This is a genomic window from Lentzea flava (assembly GCF_014648475.1).
In the GTDB taxonomy this organism is placed as follows: domain Bacteria; phylum Actinomycetota; class Actinomycetes; order Mycobacteriales; family Pseudonocardiaceae; genus Lentzea; species Lentzea flava.
In genome coordinates this window covers 1-16378 of sequence record NZ_BMRE01000047.1, presented here as the reverse complement: position 1 = coordinate 16378, position 16378 = coordinate 1, and the positions used below count along the sequence as shown (strand labels likewise).

The following is a 16378-nucleotide window of genomic DNA, read 5'->3' as shown; positions in this document are numbered from 1 at the left end:
GGGGAAAGCAGCACCCTTTTGGGGTAGAACGTGGTCCTAATGGCCCAGTCTTTCGGCCATGGCGAACTGCTGAACTCCGAGGTAGCCGACGCGGAAACCGGCCTCCGAGTAGGCCAGATAGAACTCCCACATCCGGCGGAAGGTGTCGTCGAAGCCGAGCTGTTCCACCTCGTCCCAACGGGTGAGGAAGGTGTGCCGCCACCGCTTCAGGGTCTCGGCGTAGTCGTGCCCGAACGACCGCGTCTCGACGATCCGCAGCCGCGTGTGGTCGCGCACCGACTCCTCGATCGAGCGCACCGACGGGATGAGCCCGCCGGGGAAGATGTACTTGTGGATCCAGGTGTAGCTGGCCTTGCTCGCGATCATGCGGTCGTGCGGCATGGTGATCGCCTGCAGTCCCACCCGGCCGCCAGGCGCGAGCACGCGGTCGAGCATCGAGAAGTACGCGGGCCAATATTCGGCACCGACTGCCTCGATCATCTCCACGCTGACGACGGCGTCGTACTGACCGTGCTCCTCTCGGTAGTCCCGCAGCTCGACCGTCACTCGATCGTGGAGCCCGGCGTCCCTCACCCGGTCCAGTGCCAGCGTGCGTTGCTCCGCTGAGATCGTCAGCGACGTGACGGTGGCGCCGCGCTGCGCCGCCCGGATGGCCAGCGCGCCCCAGCCCGTGCCGATCTCCAGCACCCGCGAGCCGGACCGCACGCCCGCGTGGTCGAGGACGCCGTCGATCTTGCGGAGCTGGGCCGTGCGCAGATCGACGTCCCGGTTCTCGAACAGCGCGGACGAGTACGTCATCGTCTCGTCCAGGAAGGTCGCGAACAGCTCGTTGGACAGGTCGTAGTGCCGGTGGATGTTCTGCCGCGACCCGGCGACGTCGTTGACCTCGGTCTGCGGCCGGTCCACCCACCGCCGCAGCCGCTGCAGGCCGGGCGGGATCAACGTGGTGAGCCGCGCCGCGAACGCCGACAGCACGTCCGCGAGCTCGTCGGACTCCCAGTCGCCCACCATGTACGCCTCGCCGAAGCCGATCTTCGCGTCGGCGCCGAGCCGGTGGAAGAACGCGGCGGGCCGCACCAGCCGCATGACGGGCCCGCCGGCACCCCAGGTCCTGCCGCCGGGCAGCCGCACGGTCACCGGCAGCGTGCGCACGGCGTTGCGGAACAGCGACTCGGCGATCCGGGCGCGCAACGGCGAGCGCGGCGTGGTGAACAGGCCCGGCCAGATGCCCTGGTTGGGCCGGGGCAGCGACAACGTGCTCATTGACCACTACTCCTGGGGACGATCGGCAGGCGCCGGAGGTACAGGGCGATGCCATGACGGCGGATCAGCGCGGAGATGCGCTGGGGCATCAGCGGCCGGCTCAGCAGCATGCGCAGGCCCGTGGTGCGCTCGCCCCGCATCGTCGCGCTGAAGGTCGTCTTCCCGTTCTGCCGCAACGCGATGGTCACGGACAGCTGCTCACCCGGTTTCGGCAGCCGCATCACGTAGTGGCCGTCGACCTCGAGGAACGGGGAGACGTAGAACTCCTTGTCCACCGACGCCCTGCCGTGGTCGTCGGTGCGCAGCAGGTAACAATGCCGCCCGCCGTAGGTGTTGTGGACTTCCGCGACCACGCACACGAGTGCCCCGGACGCGTCGTGACACCAGTAGACGGACAGCGGGTTGAAGACGTAGCCGAGCACGCGGGCGTTGGCGAGCATCAGCACCTGCCCGCCGCCCAGCTCGATCCCGCGGTCGGCCAGCCACTCGGTCAAGTTCTCCCTGATGGACTTCTCTGGCGAACCGAGGTGGTCGCGGGATTCGAAGCGCGCGAACGGCTTCACCCACCACGGCAGCCGTGGCAGCTCGTCGAGGTCCACGAGCCACATGTAGGCGCGGTGGCTGAACGTCCGGTCGATCAGCTCGCGTCTGGCGTGGGTGATGACGACGTCGTAGATCACCAGTCGACCCCGAAATGCCGTGCCGCGCGCACTCCGGACGCGCAGCCGTCCTCGTGGAAGCCCCAGCCGTGGTACGCGCCGGCGTACGCGGTGGACGGGGAGTTGATCCCGGGCAGGCGTCGTTGCGCGGCAACGGACTCCGGCGTGTAGATCGGGTGCTCGTAGACCATCCGCGCGAGCACCCTGCCGGGGTCCACGTCGTGCGGGTTGAGCGTGACGACGTAGTCGCGCGGTTCGTCGAGCCGCATCAGCCGGTTCAGGTGGTAGCTGACGAGCACCTGGTCGCCGGCTTCCCGGCAGGCTCGCTTGTAGAGGTTCCACGACGCCTTCGCGCCGGTCGTGCGGGGCAGGATCGAGGCGTCGGTGTGCAGCCAGGTCTCGTTGCGCGAGTACCGGAACGCGCCGAGCACCTCCTTCTCCTCGCGCGTCGCATCCGCGAGCAGGCCGAGCGCCTGGTCCGGGTGCGTGGCGATGACGACGTGGTCCGCGGTGTGCAGCACGTTGCCGTCGTCGCGGATCTCCACGCGGCCGCCGGTCCTCGTGACCGCCCTGATGGGAGTGGAGACGTGCACTGCGTGCAGGTTCTTCACCGCGCGGTCGACGTACGTGCGCGAGCCGCCGACGACGGTCTTCCACTGCGGCGTGCCACCGATCGAGAGCATGCCGTGGTTGCCGAGGAACTCGAACAGGTACCAGGCCGGGTACTTCATGCTCAGCGCCGCGCCCGCCGACCACACCGCGCTGACCAGCGGGACGATGAAGTGGTCCACGAAGTACCGCGAGTAACCGCCGATCGCGAGGAACGCGCCGAGCGTGACGTCGTGCGCCTCCTCGTGGCCGAGGACGCGCTGGGCGTGCCGGTAGAAGCGCGTGATCTCGCCGAGCATCCGCACGTAACGCCCGTTGAGGGCGTTCTCGGGACGGGCGAACAGCCCCGGCAGCTTCTTCGCCCCCGCGTACTCGAGCCCGCAGCCGTCGCACCGGACGCTCATCGACATCTCGGAGTCCTGAGTGGACACGTTCAGCTCGCGGAAGAGCTTGATCAGGTTGGGGTACGTCCGTTCGTTGTGGACGATGAACCCGGAATCCACCGCCACACCACCGATGTCGTGGGTGTGCGCGTGCCCGCCGAGCCGGTCGCCGGCCTCGAACAGCGTCACGTCGTGCCCGCGTTGCAGCACGTAGGCGGCGGTGAGCCCGGCGACCCCCGCCCCGATGACGGCGACCTCAGCCACGCGAACCTCCTAGAGGGACGTCGAGGCCACGCGGCGAGGCCTCCCGCATGGCGTTCGCGATGTCCGGCGCCACCGGTTCGAGCCCGAGCTCGCCGTGCACGAAATCGACGACGAGCCGCGTCCAGTCCCGTGCCCGCCTGAGCATCGCGTGCCCGTCGCCCTCCACGGTGAACCGCGCGACCCGGTCCGTGACGGTCTTGGCCTGCCGCGCGAACCACAGCGACTTCGCCGGGTCGGTCATCCGCTCCTGGTCGCCGTGCGCGATGAGCAGCGCCTTGCCCTTCAACTGCTCGAACGGCTCCCCTGGCACGATCCACGGCGCGAGCGCGCACACCGCCACCACGCTCGGATGCCCGGCGACCCGCAGCGCGGTCCGGCCACCCATCGAGTGCCCGACGAGCACGACGGGTTTGCCGGGATGCAGCTCGGTGATCTTGTCGAGCGCCCACCGCGCGTCCTGGACGGGATCGAGGCTCGGCGCGTTCCAGCCGCGCACGCGGTAGCGCAGGTTCCAGACCTCGACACCCGGTGCCCGCAGCGCGCGGGCCAGCGGAACCATCCGCAGGTACGCGAGGTTGTGGCGCCGGACGGGTTCGGTGCCGTGTTCCCGTCCGCCGTGCAGCACGAGCACGACTGCATTCGTATCGCCCGGTGGTTTCAGCACGTCGACATGCGGATGCACACCCGATGTTCGCGAGGCCACGTCTTCCGGCTCGGCCGTTGAGAGCCAGGTCACACCACCACCCACTCAGGTGACGCCCCCTGCCGCCGGACCGCACGCGGGGGCCCCGCGTGCCGTCGGGAAACACGGACGGGTGAAGGGGTGGGAGGGGGTGGGGGCGAAGTAGGGTTCGAAACTGTGATCGACCACGTGAGCATCGAGACCGAGGCAGGCACCTTCGACGCCATCGCGTCCGGCCCCGAGGACGGCCGCCCGGTCCTGCTGCTGCACGGCTTCCCCGAGGCCGCCATCGAGTGGGAGCACCAGGTCGCGGTGCTCGGCCAGAACGGCTTCCGCGCCGTTGCCCCCGACCAGCGCGGCTACTCCCCCGGCGTGCGGCCGGAGCAGCCTGGCGAGTACACGGTCACGCACCTGGTCGGCGACGTGATCGCGATGGCCGACGCGCTGGGTTGGTCCACTTTCGACCTCGTCGGCCACGACTGGGGCGGCGCCGTAGCGTGGTGGACCGCGATCGACCACCCGGACCGGCTGCGCACGCTCTCCGTCTTCTCCACCCCGCACCCCGGCGCGTTGAAGACCGCGCTGCAGACCGACGAAGAGCAGCGGATGCGTTCCCAGTACATGCTCGACTGGCGCGAACGCAGCACCGAGCGCCGCATGCTGGAGAACAACGCCCACGCGCTGCGGCAGATGTTCGAGTACCGCATCCGGCCGTCGCACGTCGACGAGTACATCCAGCGCCTGTCCGAGCCGGGCGCGCTCACGGCCGCACTGAACTGGTACCGCGCGGGCAAGCCCCAGGGCGCCGCGGACAAGGTCGGCGTCAAGACCATGTACGTGTGGAGCACCGAGGACGTCGCGTTCGGGTCGGTGGCCGCGTTCGAGACCGAGAAGTGGTGCACCGGGCCGTACCGGTTCGAGATGGTCGAGGACGTGAGCCACTGGATTCCCGAGGAGATCCCGGAAGCGGTGAGCTCCCTTCTCCTCGAACACCTCGGCTAAACCTCGATTTCCGGTTGCGGCAGTTGCCGGAAGCGGAAGCCGTTTTGCCTGGTCCGGTCCTCGGCCCTCTCGTTACGTTCGGTCGGCGCGCGCTGAATCGACAACACCGACGAGGAGAGGTGCGAACCATGTACGAGACCCCGCAGCTGATCGACCTCGGCACGTTCGAAGCGCAGACCGGCCTGCTCGGCAACGCCGGCAACGACCGGCTGATCCTGAGCAAGAACTGACGCGACACCACCGCGAATGCCTGATCAGGCCTCGCGGGGTCACGGCGAGTCGCACTTCGTGGTCCTTCCCGACCACGAGGCCGCGCTCGCCGTGGCCCGTCGCATCAACGCGCCGGGGACGTTCACCCATGCGTCGGGGCGTCCGTGGCTCGTCGGGCGGTGGCGCGACGACGAGATCACCGTCGCCGCGGCGGGTGACGTCCGGCTGGCGGTGATCGGCTGGTGCCCGGCCGGCGCCGCGGAACTGGAGCGGGTCGCACGCGATCCCTCCGGCATCGACGACTTCGCCCGGCGCCTGCCGGGCAGCTTCCACCTCGTCGCGTCGCTCGGCGGACGGTGCCGTGTGCAGGGCACGGCCTCCGGTCTGCGACTCGTGTTCCACCGCCGGATCGACGGCGTGGTGGTCGCGGCCGACCGCGCCGACGTGCTGGGCGACGCCCCGATCGACGAGCGGGCGCTCGCCGTCCGGCTGCTCTTCCCGACGCCGCATCCGTTGCTGGAGCGGACGATGTGGCGCGGCGTCGAGTGCGTGCCGCCCGGCAGCGCGCTGGTGATCGACGGCGAACGGGCCCGCCTCACCCGCTGGTGGCGAGCCCCCGAGCCGGTGCGCGGCCTCGCGGAGTCCGTCGAGCAGGTCAAGGACGCTCTCATCACCGCTGTCGACGTGCGGACACGCCAGGGCGGGGCCGTCGCGTGCGACCTGTCCGGCGGGCTCGACTCCACGTCGATCACGTTCCTCGCCGCCCGCTCGGACGCGCGGATCGTCGCGAGCACGTGGCCGTCGCTGGACCCGCTGGACGAGGACGTGGCGTGGGCGCGCCGGGCCGCGGCACATCTGCCGCAGGTCGACCACGTGGTCTGGCCGGCCGAGCGGATCCCGCTGGTGTACGAGAACCTGCTCGGCATCGACGACCCGATGGACGAGCCCACCATCGGCGTGATGGACCGCCAGCGGTTGCTGGAGGACCTGAAAGGCTTGGCGGACAAGGGTTGCCGGGTCCGGTTGACCGGCATCGGCGGCGACCACGTGGCCTGGTGCTCCGAGGCGCACTACCACTCGTTGCTGCGCAGGCGACCGCTTTTCGCGATCCGGCAGCTGCGCGCGTTCCGGGCGTTGTTCCACTGGCCGCTACGGCCGATGATCGCCGCACTCGCCGATTCCCGCTCCTACGGCGCATGGCTTGCGGACGAGGCGGAGAAGCTGCGAGCGCCCCGCGACCCGAACGTCACCGGAACGCTCGGCTGGGCCACCGGGCCGAGGTTGTTCGACTGGGTCACGCCCGAAGCACACGACCTCGCCCGCGACGCACTCCGCGAGGCCGCCACGACAGCGGAACCGTTGGGGCGCACCAGAGGCGTGCACGGTGACCTGGAGCCGATCCTGTCCTGCTCGCGCATCATCCGGCAGTGGGAACAGATGAGCGCGCGGGCAGGACTCCCGATCCAGTCACCGTTCCTGGACGACCGCGTGATCGAGGCGTGCCTGGCGGTACGGCCGGAGGAGCGCGTGACCCCGTGGCACTACAAGCCCGTGCTCACCGAGGCCATGCGCGGGATCGTCCCGGACGAGTGCCTGGCGCGCACGAACAAGGCCCAGGCGTCGCTGGAGGCTTCTGCCGGACTGCGCCGCCACCGCGGCGATCTCGTCGAGCTGTGGGAGGGCTCGAAGCTCGCCGACCTGGGCCTGGTGGACCGGCGCAGGCTCACCGAACTGGCGTTGCGGCCGGACACCCCCGAGCTCCGCTCGGCGATCTTGTACTCGACGATCGGCTGCGAGGTGTGGCTGCGCAGCCTGGACAAGGGAGCAGAACATGCGGCTGCGCGATGACGTCTCGGTCGCCGACACCGACTACGGCCAGGTGCTGCTCGACGAACGCAGTGGCCGGTACTGGCAGCTCAACCCGACAGGTGTCGTCGTGGTGCGCGCGTTGCTCGACGGGGCCGACGAGAGCGCGGCAGTCACCGCGCTGACCTCCGCCTACGAGGTGGACGAGGCGCAGGCACGACAGGACGTGTCGGCCCTGGTGGCGGGACTGCGGACCGCGGGCCTGGTGACGGCGTGACCACACCGAGCTCACTCAGCCGCCCCACCGGCATCCCCCTTCGCCGCCGGCTCGGGGCCCGCCTGGCCGTCACCCTCGCCACCCCGCTGGCCCGTCTCAAGCCGCGCACCCTGCGCCGCGTCCTGACCCTTCTCCGCCGAGGCGCCGGCCCCGCCGGCTACGACACCGCCAAAGCGGCACGCGACGCCGTCCTCGCGGTGAGCCTGCGTTGCCTTGGCCCACAAGGATGTCTGCCTCGATCGGTGGCCGTGGCGTTGCTGTGCCGGATGTCCGGCACGTGGCCGACCTGGTGTGCGGGCGTGCGCGTGATGCCGCCGTTCGGGGCGCACGCGTGGGTCGAGGCCGACGGCGTGCCGGTCGACGAGAACCTGCCAGCGCAGTACTTCCGGCCGTTGATGACGGTATGAGGACGCTCGATCTGCTGCGCCTGGCCTCCGGGCACGTCCGCGGCCTCGCGCTGGCCGTGACGGCGACCCTGGTGGCGTCCGGGCTGGGACTCCTCCAACCGCAGCTGCTGCGTGCCGCCGTCGACTCCGCCGCGTCGGTGCCGTGGCAGCTGCTCGCGGCGATGGCGGCGTTGTTCGTGGCGCAGGCGTGCGTCGACGGACTCGGGCTGTTCCTGTTGGAACGCACCGGGGAACGGGTCGTGCTCGGCGTGCGGAAACGACTGGTGGCCCGGCTGTTGCGGCTGCGGATGAAGGAGTTCGACGAGCACCGCGTGGGCGACCTGATGTCGCGGGTCAGCGTCGACACGACAGTGCTGCGCGAGGTCGTCTCCACCGCGTCGGTCCAGCTGATCACCGGCACGCTCACGGGCGTCGGCACGGTGGTGCTGATGCTGCTGATCGACCCGGTGTTGTTCCTGTGGGTGGGCACGACCGTCGTCGTCGCCGCGGTGATCGTCTACTCGCTGCTCGGCAGGCTTCGGGCCGCCGGTGAGCAGATGCAGCGCGGCGTCGGTGACATGACCGCGGAGCTGGAGCGCGCGCTCGGGGCGTTGCGCACCGTGCGCGCGTGCCGGGCTGAAGAACGCGAAGAGGAGCTCATCGGGCAACGCGCCGAACAGGCGTGTGCGGCAGGAGTGCGGGCCGCGCGGATCACGTCGGTGATGAGCCCCGCCGTCGAACTGGCGATGCGCGGGTCGTTGCTCGTGGTGCTGCTGGTCGGCGGGACGCGGGTGGCGAGGGATGCGGCGTCGGTCGGCGACCTGATGGCGTTCCTGCTCTACGCGACCTACCTGATCATCCCGTTCACCTCGGTGCTGCAGGGCGTCGGGCTGCTGCAGAAGGGCATGGGCGCACTCGGGCGGGTCACCGAGGTGCAGGCGCTGCCGGTCGAGGACACGGCGGGTGCGGCGGTCCCCGCCGGCTCCGGCCTCGCGCTGGAGTTCCGGGACGTCTGGTTCCGCTATCGCGACCGGCCGGTGCTGCGCGGGGTGTCGTTCACCGTCGAGCCGCGTTCGCACGTCGCTGTGGTCGGGCTGTCCGGAGCCGGCAAGTCGACCGTGTTCTCGCTGATCGAACGGTTCTACGAGCCGGATTCCGGAGTGGTGCTCGCAAACGGCTCGGACATACGGGATTTCTCCCGGGACCAATGGCGTTCGCGAATTGCTCTGGTCGACCAGGACTCGACGGTGCTGAACGGCACCCTGCGTGACAACCTCAGTTACGCAGCGCCGCATTCGTCCGATCGCGATCTTCACGAAGTGCTGGAACTTGCGAATCTCAGCGAACTCGTCGCACGCCTCCCGGACGGACTGAACACACCATTGGGTGAACGCGGACGTGCGTTGTCAGGCGGCGAACGCCAGCGCATCGCACTCGCCCGCGCTCTGCTGACCAGGCCTGACCTGCTTCTTCTCGACGAACCCACAGCTCACCTCGATCCGGTGAACGAACGGGCATTGCACCGCGCGATTCGACACGCCGCACAGGAGTGCGCATTGCTGGTGATCGCACACCGGTTGTCGACAATTCGCCAAGCCGACCGGATCGTGGTATTGCGCGCGGGCGAAGTCATTGCACAGGACACCCACGACGAGTTGCTCGGTATTAATAACTTCTATACCACGCTGGTCACTGGTGGATTCGTCGACAATAGTAAGTCGTTAGAGACCGAAATATCCCCTGGATGGAGGTAGGACGTTCGACTGCGTCGATGCGAACATGGCTGAGCCGTCAGCATTCGGGAGAAAGGCGAAGTCGTGTTGCAGCGATCTCCAACAGGCCGCACCGAATTCGTCGAGGTCCTGCACGACCGGTCCGCCGTGATGCGCACGCTCGATCACCTCGTGAGCCGTTCGACGTCGGTCAGAGGCGTGCTGTCGAGCCGTGGCGGCATCGACAGCGCGTTGCTCGGCTTGATGACCAACGCCGCCGAACGCGGGCGGCTGCTGCTCGACCCACCCCTCGCCAGACACGCCGAGACGATCGAACGCGTGGCACGGCACAACGTGGACATCCGGGTCCACAGCCAGCCTGCCAGGCACATGCTGGTCTTCGACGACCGCGGCGCCGTCCTGCCGCTCGACGCGAGCGACCTGAACACCGGCGCGGTCCTGCTGCGCTGCCCGTTGTCCACGCCGTACGGCCAGCTGTTCGAGCTGATGTGGTCGGACGCCGAGACGCTCTCCGACACCATTCCTCAGCACGACGGCCTGACCAGCCGCGAGGCCGAAGTCATCGGACTTCTGCTCGACGGTGCCACAGATCATCAGGTCGCCACCCGGCTGGGCATGAGCAGCCGCACTGTGCGCGCTGTGGTCGCCCATCTGCAACAGCGCTTCGGCACCCGGTCCCGCATGGCTCTCGGCTTTCAACTGGCCAGATCGGCGAACTAGGGCTGGACATCGGAGTTCTGACCCAGTTAGGTCGTGGGTGCCGCCGCCAGGGCATTCCCTTGGAGGAGCACGCATGACCACGTCCAGGCGCGACTTCGTCAGACTCGGCGGCGCCGCACTAGCCGGTGGCGTCGCACTGAGCACCGGTACGGCGTCGGCGAAAGAGCGCGTCGACTGGTCCGTCGAGGTCGTCGAGTCGACCATGAAGCAGTACACGCCGGAGACGCTCGGCGGCTGGGGCTACACGCGCGGGCTGTACCTGTGGGGTCAGTGGCTCGTCTTTCAGCGCACCAGGAACAAGAAGTACTTCGACTTCATCAAGGCGTGGGTGGACCGGTTCGTCGGCCAGGACGGGAGGTTCAACCGCACGTTCACGCACCTCGACTCGATGCGCGCGGGCCAGCTGCTGCCGTTGCTCTACACCGCGACCGGCGACGTGCGGTACCGCGTGGCCTCGACGCAGATCCGCGAACGCCTGAACACCTACTCGCGCACCAAGGAGGGCGGCTTCTGGCACGCCGAGGGCGGCACGCGCGACTGGCAGAACTGGTCGGACGGCGTCTACATGGTCGTGCCGTTCATCATGCGGCACGGCTACACGTTCGGGGAGAAGGACTGGGCGACCGCGGAGGCGTTGAAGCAGCTCTTCGTCTACGCGAAGAACCTGCAGCACGAGGACGGCCTGTTCCACCACGCCTACGACGAGTCGCGCACGGCCTCGTGGGCCGACAAGGCGACCGGGGTGTCGCCGGAGTTCTGGGGCCGGGCGATGGGCTGGTACGCGATCACGTGCTGCGACGTGCTGGAGGACCTGCCGCGCACGCACCCCGACCGGCCGAAGCTGATCGCGATCCTGGGCAGGTTGATCGCGGCGCTCGCGAAGCACCAGGACCGCGAGACGGGCCGCTGGTTCCAGGTCGTGGACAAGGGATCCCATCCGCAGAACTGGACCGAGACGTCGTGCTCGTCCATGTACTCGATGGCCATTTCACGGGCCGTCGAACGCGGTTATGTGTCCCGCCGGTACGACATCGTGGCCCGGCGCGGCTACCGCGGCGTCCTGGAGCGGGTGTCGATCAACGCGCAGGGGCTCACCGAGATCTCGGAGATCTGCATCGGCACGAACGTCGGTGACCTGCCGTTCTACCTCGCGCGGCCGCGGGCGGTGAACGACCTGCACGGCATCGGGGCGTTCCTCATCATGAACGAGCAGTTCCAGAGGCGGTAGCGTCTGGGTATGCGCGTGGCCGGCCTCCTGCTAGCTGCGGGGGCCGGCCGCCGGTTCGGCACCCCGAAAGCCCTCGTTTCGTTGCACGGCAAGCTCTTCGTCGACTCGACGGCGGAGCTGTTACGCGCTGCCGGGTGCGAGCCGGTGGTCGTGGTGCTCGGCGCCGAAGCGGACGAGGTGCGGGCCACGGCCTCCCTGGACGGCGTGACCGTCGTCGACAACCCGGACTGGGAGTCCGGCATGGGTTCGTCGTTGCGCACCGGCCTGCACGCGGTCGGCATCGTCGACGCGGTGGTGGTGCTCCCGGTGGACACACCCGGCGTCACGGTCGCCGCCCTGCACCGCCTGATGGAGCTCGCCGGACCGAAAGCGCTGGCGCGCGCGGTCTACGACGGCGTCGTGGGTCACCCGGTGCTGATCGGCTCCGACCACTTCGCGGGCGTGATGGCGTCGGCGGCGGGCGATCAGGGCGCGCGGGACTACCTGAAAGCCAACACCGTCCGCCTCGTCGAATGCGCTGACGTGGCGGACGGTGCGGACGTGGATCGGCCAGAGGACCTCAGGCCACGTAACGGCGGAGCTTGATGCCCGACGCCACGTTGGACGCGCTCAGCCACGCCAGGCGGCCACCCGCGTAGGCCGGGTCGGCCACGGCGAACTCGTTGCCACCGGCGCGGTAGCCGACGATCGTGGCGTAGTGGCCGCCGGAGTAGCTGCGGCCGTTCAGGCGGATCACGTTGATCACGACGGCGTGGCCCTTGCTGACGTTGTAGATCACGTCCTCCTTGAGCCGCCGCTGCAGCTCCGTGTCGTTCGACCACTGCTTGACCTGGTAGTAGGTCGAGCCGGTGTAGTGGTCGAGGGCGCTCTCGAGGTTCTTGATGTTCGGCAGGCCGTCGGTCGTGACCTTCATGTAGGAGGCCAGTGTGGACTGCTCGACCTTCTTGCCGCGCGCGGTCAGTGCGATGCGTGCGGCGGCAGCGGAGCACCAGTAGCCGGTCTTCTGCACCTGGAACTCGTACGGCAGAACGCCTTCAGCCTGGACGCCGAGCTCGGCGGCGGCCGGGATGACCGTCTCGCCGGGCGCCGCCAGAGCGACAGGCGCGGTGAGGATGGTCATCGCGACGCCGGCCGCCGCGACCGCCCCAGTGATCTTCGCAAGCTTCATCTCTCGTTCCCCTCAGTGGTGGCGCCGACCCCCTTGCCCGGCGCTCGGCGACAGCTTGTCGGCTGTCCGCGACCACCCGCCACCACATTCGGCCGAGTCCTAAAAAGCCAGGTAGAAGTACTCAAGCGACCGTTGAGTCGGCCCGAATCCCGGACAAGCCCCACGACGCTGTGCCACTCTCCTTGCCGTGTTGCGTGTCCACTTCACGGCGGAGGACCTGGCGAGGGTGCGCGTCGCCCCCGGTCCCGACCCGATGTGGGAGATCCTGCTGAGCCTGCACGTGCTGCGGCAGCGTTCGGCGACCCCGGTGTTCGGCACGTGGCGCACGAACGTCCGCTCGACCCTGCCCGACGACACGCGCTGGCTCATGCAACTGGCGCCACCCGTCGGCTACTCCCCCGACTTCCTGACCCCGACCGCGGGCTCCTGCGCCCTCGACGCGGGCATCGACGCCGTCCTGTCGACGCCGGTGGAGGCGTTGCGCGCCGACCTCGCCCAACTCGGCTGCCAGCAACGCCTCGACCCGCGCACCCACCTCCTGGCCAGCGGCGACACGGCCACTTTGGACTCGCTGGGCGAGGCGTTGCGCACCTACTACCGCCACGCGCTCGCCCCGATCTGGGACGAGGTCCGCGCCGTCGTCGACGCCGACCGAGCAGTGCGCGCGCGGTCCTTTCTGGACCACGGCTGCGAGGGCATGCTCGCGGCCCTGCACCCGACGATCTCGTGGGCACCACCCGTGCTGTCGATCGAGTCCCGCTTCCCGCGACGCGACATCCACCTGCACGGCCAGGGCCTCGTGCTCGTCCCATCCTACTTCTGCCGGGAGCGCCCGATCATGCTCCGCGACCAGCGCCACCCGCCGGTCCTCGTCTACCCCATCGCCCGCGACCTGCACGTCACCAGCACCGGCAAACGCTCGCTGGAAGCCCTCCTGGGCCGCACCCGCGCCGCCGCCCTGGAGGTCATCGCCGGCGGCTGCACCACCACCGAACTCGCCCGCCGCCTGGGCATCTCCGCCGCCTCGGCCAGCGCCCACGCCACGGTCCTGCGCGACGCGGGCCTGGCCGTGGCCCAGCGCCACCGCAACTCCGTGCTCCACACCGCCTCCGCCCTGGGCGTGGAACTGCTCGCCTAAGGCCGCGCGTGCACCGCCGCCCGCGCGCACCCACCGGCGACGACGAGCTGAGCCAGCGCCACCCACACCGGCCACAACACGGAGTTGGTGATCGCCAGCGCTATGTGCGTGGCCCCCGCAGCCGTGAAGACCGCCGCCAGCACGACCCAGAAGTAGAAGTACCGCCTGATCAAACCCACCCCCGTCCGCCGCCCAGAGCCACGACACCTGTTATCGCCCGTATCGAGGTTTGTGGTGCTCGGGTTACTGGTGGGGTCAGGACACATCCGGTACTACTGACCCGCATGACGACCGACACCGTGACCGGCTCCGACTACGGCAACCTCGTGCGCACGCACCTGACACGCGTGGAACAGCACAACGCGGCAGCGCTCGACGACGTGGCCGAGCTCGTGCTGGCCGCCGTGCAGGCGGACGGCACGATCCTCACCGCAGGCGCCGGCCACTCCCTGGCGGCGGTCGCCGAAACCTTCTACCGGGCAGGCGGCCTGGCCTGCGTCCGCCCGATCTACCACCCGGAACTGCTTCCGATGCACGGCGCCATCAGCAGCACCGCGGCCGAACGCCGCTCGGGCCTGGCCGGCGAAGTCCTCCGCGAGGCAGGCCTCGCCCCTCACGACGTCCTCTTCGTCTTCTCCACCTCGGGCGTCAACCACTACCCGGTGGAACTGGCCCAGGAGGCCGCCGGCGCGGGCTGCCCCGTGGTCGCCGTCACCTCGGTCACCGCCAGCGCCCAGGCCCCACGCCGAGCAGGCTCCACCCTCGCCGAGGTGGCCACGGTCGTCCTGGACAACCTCGTCCCGCCAGGCGACTCCACCTACCCCGTGCAGGCCCCGATCACCGCGGCGGTCTCCACCCTGGCCACCACGTTCCTGTGGAACCTCCTGATGGTCCGCCTGGTCGACAAGGCAGCCGAAACCGGCGTTCAACTCCCCCTCTGGCGCAGCGCCAACGTGGAAGGCGGCGACGCGGCCAACGCCGACCTCCTCAGGCACTACCAGACCCGCATCCCACAGCTCGGTTGAGTAGCAATACTCACGGACCTCTCAGCCATCACGCGTTAGTCTCCCACCGGGGAAAGCACTTACCTTGGGGGGACTTCACCAGTGCAACCGAAAACGCGCAGATGGATCCTGATCAGCGGCGCCCTCGCCACGGCGACCACAGTCGGCGTGGCAGGCGCCCTGCTCTGGAGCCCGGACCCGGTCAGCTCGGAAACCCGAACCGCACCGACCGACCGCCCGGCAGAACGTCAGGCCAACCTCCCGGCCGAAGTGGCCCAGTCCTTCGTGAGCGCGCTGTTCAGCTCGGACGCCACCCTGGCGGCCAACATGACCGACGCCTCAGACGCCGCCACCACGGCGATCAGGGCCACCAGAACGGGCATGGCCTCCTCCGCCTACCAGGCAAGGCTGGCCACCACCTCACCACCGCCACCCGACGCCACCACGGCAGAAGTAGCGGCTTCCGTGACGTGGACGATGCCGAACTCGAGCTACCTGAAGTACGACATCAAGATCCCGCTGCAAAAATCCGGCACCCGCTGGCAGATCCACTGGACCCCAACGATCATCCACCCCCAGCTGACCGACGGCGCCTCCCTGACCTACCGCACGGCCCTGGCCGACGGCGCCCTCCTGGGCCGCGACGGCAAGCCTCTGGTCGCAGGCACCATCCCGGACGGCATCTACAAGGCCATCACCGGCCAGGTGGGCGACGTCAAGGGCACCGACGGCTGGGAAGTCGGCATCACCAACGGCACCGCGTTCACCGCACTGGACGGCAAAAAGCCGGAGTCGGGCGAAAAGATCACCGTCACCATCGACCCGGCCCGCCAGGCAGCAGCCCAAGCAGCGGTAGACGCCCTCCCACAGGGCGCGGCCATCGTGGCCATCGAACCCTCAACCACCGAAATCCTGGCCGTAGCCCAAAACAAGGCCCTGTCCGGCACAAACCCGTTCGTAGGCCGCTACGCCCCAGGCTCAACGCTGAAAATCGTGACCGCGGCAGCCGCCATGAACGCGGGCCTGGTCCAGGCCAACACCTCCGTCCCCTGCCCGGCCACCGCCACCATCGGCACCCGCCGCATCAGCAACGCAGGCTTCGGCCACGACTCCTTGCCCTTCCACACGGCCTTCGCCCTCTCCTGCAACACGACGTTCGGCGACCTGGGCTCCAAACTCCCACCCAACGCCCTCCCGGACATGGCCAAACGCTTCGGCCTGGGCGCCGACTGGACCATCACAGGCGCCGAGACCAACACGGGCAAGGTCCCACCGGCCTCCGGCGACCAACAGGTGGAAAACAGCTTCGGCCAGGGCAACGTGGTGGCCAGCCCGTTCGGCATGGCCCTGGTAGCCGCCACCGTGGCCTCCGGCAGAACACCAACGCCGACCCTCATGCGAGGCAAGCCACCAACAGCCAATGACGTGGCCGCCGCCCCATCCCAAGCCGTACTGGGCCCGCTCCGCGCGATGATGCGCGAGGTGGTAACCGCCGGAACGGCAAAGCAACTCTCCGGTATCCCCAACCTGTCAGGCAAAACCGGCACAGCAGAAGCCGGCGGCGGCACGGCTCACGGCTGGTTCGTGGGCTACCAGGGCAACGTGGCCTTCGCGGTGTTCGTGGAAAACGCAGGCTCAAGCCAAAGCGCCCTAACGGCAACAGCAGCCTTCCTGAAGGGCTGACCGACCGGCAACGCGAAGCCGCAGGCGAGCCCACCGCGATGGCGCAGCCGAGCCGACCCGAAGCCGAAGGCGAGGCTCAAGCGATGGCGAAGCCGAGCAGTCCCTGGCATACCGGGCTGGTGGGGTGGGTCCCGTCACGAGTCGTGCCTGATCGTCTGCCGCG

18 protein-coding genes are annotated in these 16378 nt (G+C 69.3%); 12 read left to right on the top strand and 6 right to left on the bottom strand.

Going from position 1 to position 16378, the window contains the following annotated elements:
* Positions 1-36: 36 nt before the first annotated feature.
* Genes IEZ09_RS35855 through IEZ09_RS35840 form a run of 4 tightly spaced genes read right to left on the bottom strand, consistent with a single transcriptional unit; the run spans position 37 to position 3809 of the window.
* Positions 37-1263, bottom strand: coding sequence for an SAM-dependent methyltransferase (locus IEZ09_RS35855; RefSeq protein WP_189258266.1), 1227 nt, complete (start codon positions 1261-1263; stop codon positions 37-39).
* Positions 1260-1943 (bottom strand): DUF1365 domain-containing protein, encoded by a 684-nt coding sequence (locus tag IEZ09_RS35850; RefSeq protein ID WP_229813265.1) that lies wholly within the window; start codon positions 1941-1943, stop codon positions 1260-1262. The genes IEZ09_RS35855 and IEZ09_RS35850 overlap by 4 nt, the downstream gene beginning before the upstream one ends.
* Complete coding sequence (locus IEZ09_RS35845) at positions 1940-3178, bottom strand: NAD(P)/FAD-dependent oxidoreductase (protein ID WP_189258265.1); 1239 nt, start codon at positions 3176-3178, stop codon at positions 1940-1942. The genes IEZ09_RS35850 and IEZ09_RS35845 overlap by 4 nt, the downstream gene beginning before the upstream one ends.
* A complete protein-coding gene (locus IEZ09_RS35840; protein ID WP_308202447.1) occupies positions 3171-3809 on the bottom strand; it encodes an alpha/beta hydrolase in 639 nt (212 codons plus the stop codon). Before IEZ09_RS35840 ends, IEZ09_RS35845 begins: the two co-directional genes overlap by 8 nt.
* A 228-nt stretch (positions 3810-4037) precedes the next feature.
* Here IEZ09_RS35840 and IEZ09_RS35835 point away from each other — a divergent pair, with 228 nt between their 5' ends.
* The 9 genes from IEZ09_RS35835 to IEZ09_RS35795 all read left to right on the top strand — a co-directional run bounded on the left by IEZ09_RS35835 (position 4038) and on the right by IEZ09_RS35795 (position 11807).
* Positions 4038-4862, top strand: coding sequence for an alpha/beta fold hydrolase (locus tag IEZ09_RS35835; RefSeq protein ID WP_189258264.1), 825 nt, complete (start codon positions 4038-4040; stop codon positions 4860-4862).
* 128 nt (positions 4863-4990) lie between these two features.
* The gene (locus tag IEZ09_RS35830) at positions 4991-5092 is read left to right on the top strand and encodes a keywimysin-related RiPP (RefSeq protein WP_229813264.1); all 102 of its coding nucleotides are present in this window, start codon (positions 4991-4993) and stop codon (positions 5090-5092) included.
* Positions 5093-5108: 16 nt separating this feature from the next.
* Complete coding sequence (locus IEZ09_RS35825) at positions 5109-6920, top strand: asparagine synthase-related protein (protein ID WP_189258262.1); 1812 nt, start codon at positions 5109-5111, stop codon at positions 6918-6920.
* Positions 6904-7155: a lasso peptide biosynthesis PqqD family chaperone gene (locus IEZ09_RS35820; protein ID WP_189258261.1), complete on the top strand. Its 252-nt coding sequence runs from the start codon at positions 6904-6906 to the stop codon at positions 7153-7155. The genes IEZ09_RS35825 and IEZ09_RS35820 overlap by 17 nt, the downstream gene beginning before the upstream one ends.
* On the top strand, positions 7152-7562 hold the full coding sequence (locus IEZ09_RS35815; protein WP_189258260.1) for a lasso peptide biosynthesis B2 protein: 411 nt from the start codon (positions 7152-7154) through the stop codon (positions 7560-7562). Before IEZ09_RS35820 ends, IEZ09_RS35815 begins: the two co-directional genes overlap by 4 nt.
* Positions 7559-9295, top strand: a complete 1737-nt coding sequence (locus IEZ09_RS35810) for an ABC transporter ATP-binding protein (protein WP_189258259.1) — start codon at positions 7559-7561, stop codon at positions 9293-9295. The genes IEZ09_RS35815 and IEZ09_RS35810 overlap by 4 nt, the downstream gene beginning before the upstream one ends.
* Positions 9296-9358: 63 nt before the next feature.
* On the top strand, positions 9359-9994 hold the full coding sequence (locus tag IEZ09_RS35805) for a helix-turn-helix transcriptional regulator (RefSeq protein WP_189258258.1): 636 nt from the start codon (positions 9359-9361) through the stop codon (positions 9992-9994).
* Between the two features lie 73 nt (positions 9995-10067).
* The gene (locus IEZ09_RS35800) at positions 10068-11222 is read left to right on the top strand and encodes a glycoside hydrolase family 88/105 protein (protein WP_189258257.1); all 1155 of its coding nucleotides are present in this window, start codon (positions 10068-10070) and stop codon (positions 11220-11222) included.
* Positions 11223-11231: 9 nt separating this feature from the next.
* Positions 11232-11807, top strand: a complete 576-nt coding sequence (locus IEZ09_RS35795) for a nucleotidyltransferase family protein (protein WP_189258256.1) — start codon at positions 11232-11234, stop codon at positions 11805-11807.
* Here the strand turns inward: IEZ09_RS35795 and IEZ09_RS35790 are convergent.
* Positions 11782-12390, bottom strand: coding sequence for a C39 family peptidase (locus IEZ09_RS35790; protein ID WP_189258255.1), 609 nt, complete (start codon positions 12388-12390; stop codon positions 11782-11784). The genes IEZ09_RS35795 and IEZ09_RS35790 overlap by 26 nt on opposite strands.
* A 187-nt stretch (positions 12391-12577) precedes the next feature.
* Here IEZ09_RS35790 and IEZ09_RS35785 point away from each other — a divergent pair, with 187 nt between their 5' ends.
* Positions 12578-13528 (top strand): MarR family transcriptional regulator, encoded by a 951-nt coding sequence (locus IEZ09_RS35785; protein WP_189258254.1) that lies wholly within the window; start codon positions 12578-12580, stop codon positions 13526-13528.
* Here IEZ09_RS35785 and IEZ09_RS35780 read toward each other — a convergent pair.
* Positions 13525-13707: a hypothetical protein gene (locus IEZ09_RS35780; protein WP_189258253.1), complete on the bottom strand. Its 183-nt coding sequence runs from the start codon at positions 13705-13707 to the stop codon at positions 13525-13527. The two genes, IEZ09_RS35785 and IEZ09_RS35780, sit on opposite strands and share 4 nt — an antisense overlap.
* Before the next feature lie 105 nt (positions 13708-13812).
* Here IEZ09_RS35780 and IEZ09_RS35775 point away from each other — a divergent pair, with 105 nt between their 5' ends.
* A complete protein-coding gene (locus IEZ09_RS35775; protein ID WP_189258252.1) occupies positions 13813-14553 on the top strand; it encodes an SIS domain-containing protein in 741 nt (246 codons plus the stop codon).
* A 147-nt stretch (positions 14554-14700) separates the two neighbouring features.
* A complete protein-coding gene (locus IEZ09_RS35770; protein ID WP_189258251.1) occupies positions 14701-16215 on the top strand; it encodes a penicillin-binding transpeptidase domain-containing protein in 1515 nt (504 codons plus the stop codon).
* Positions 16216-16378 lie beyond the last annotated feature (163 nt).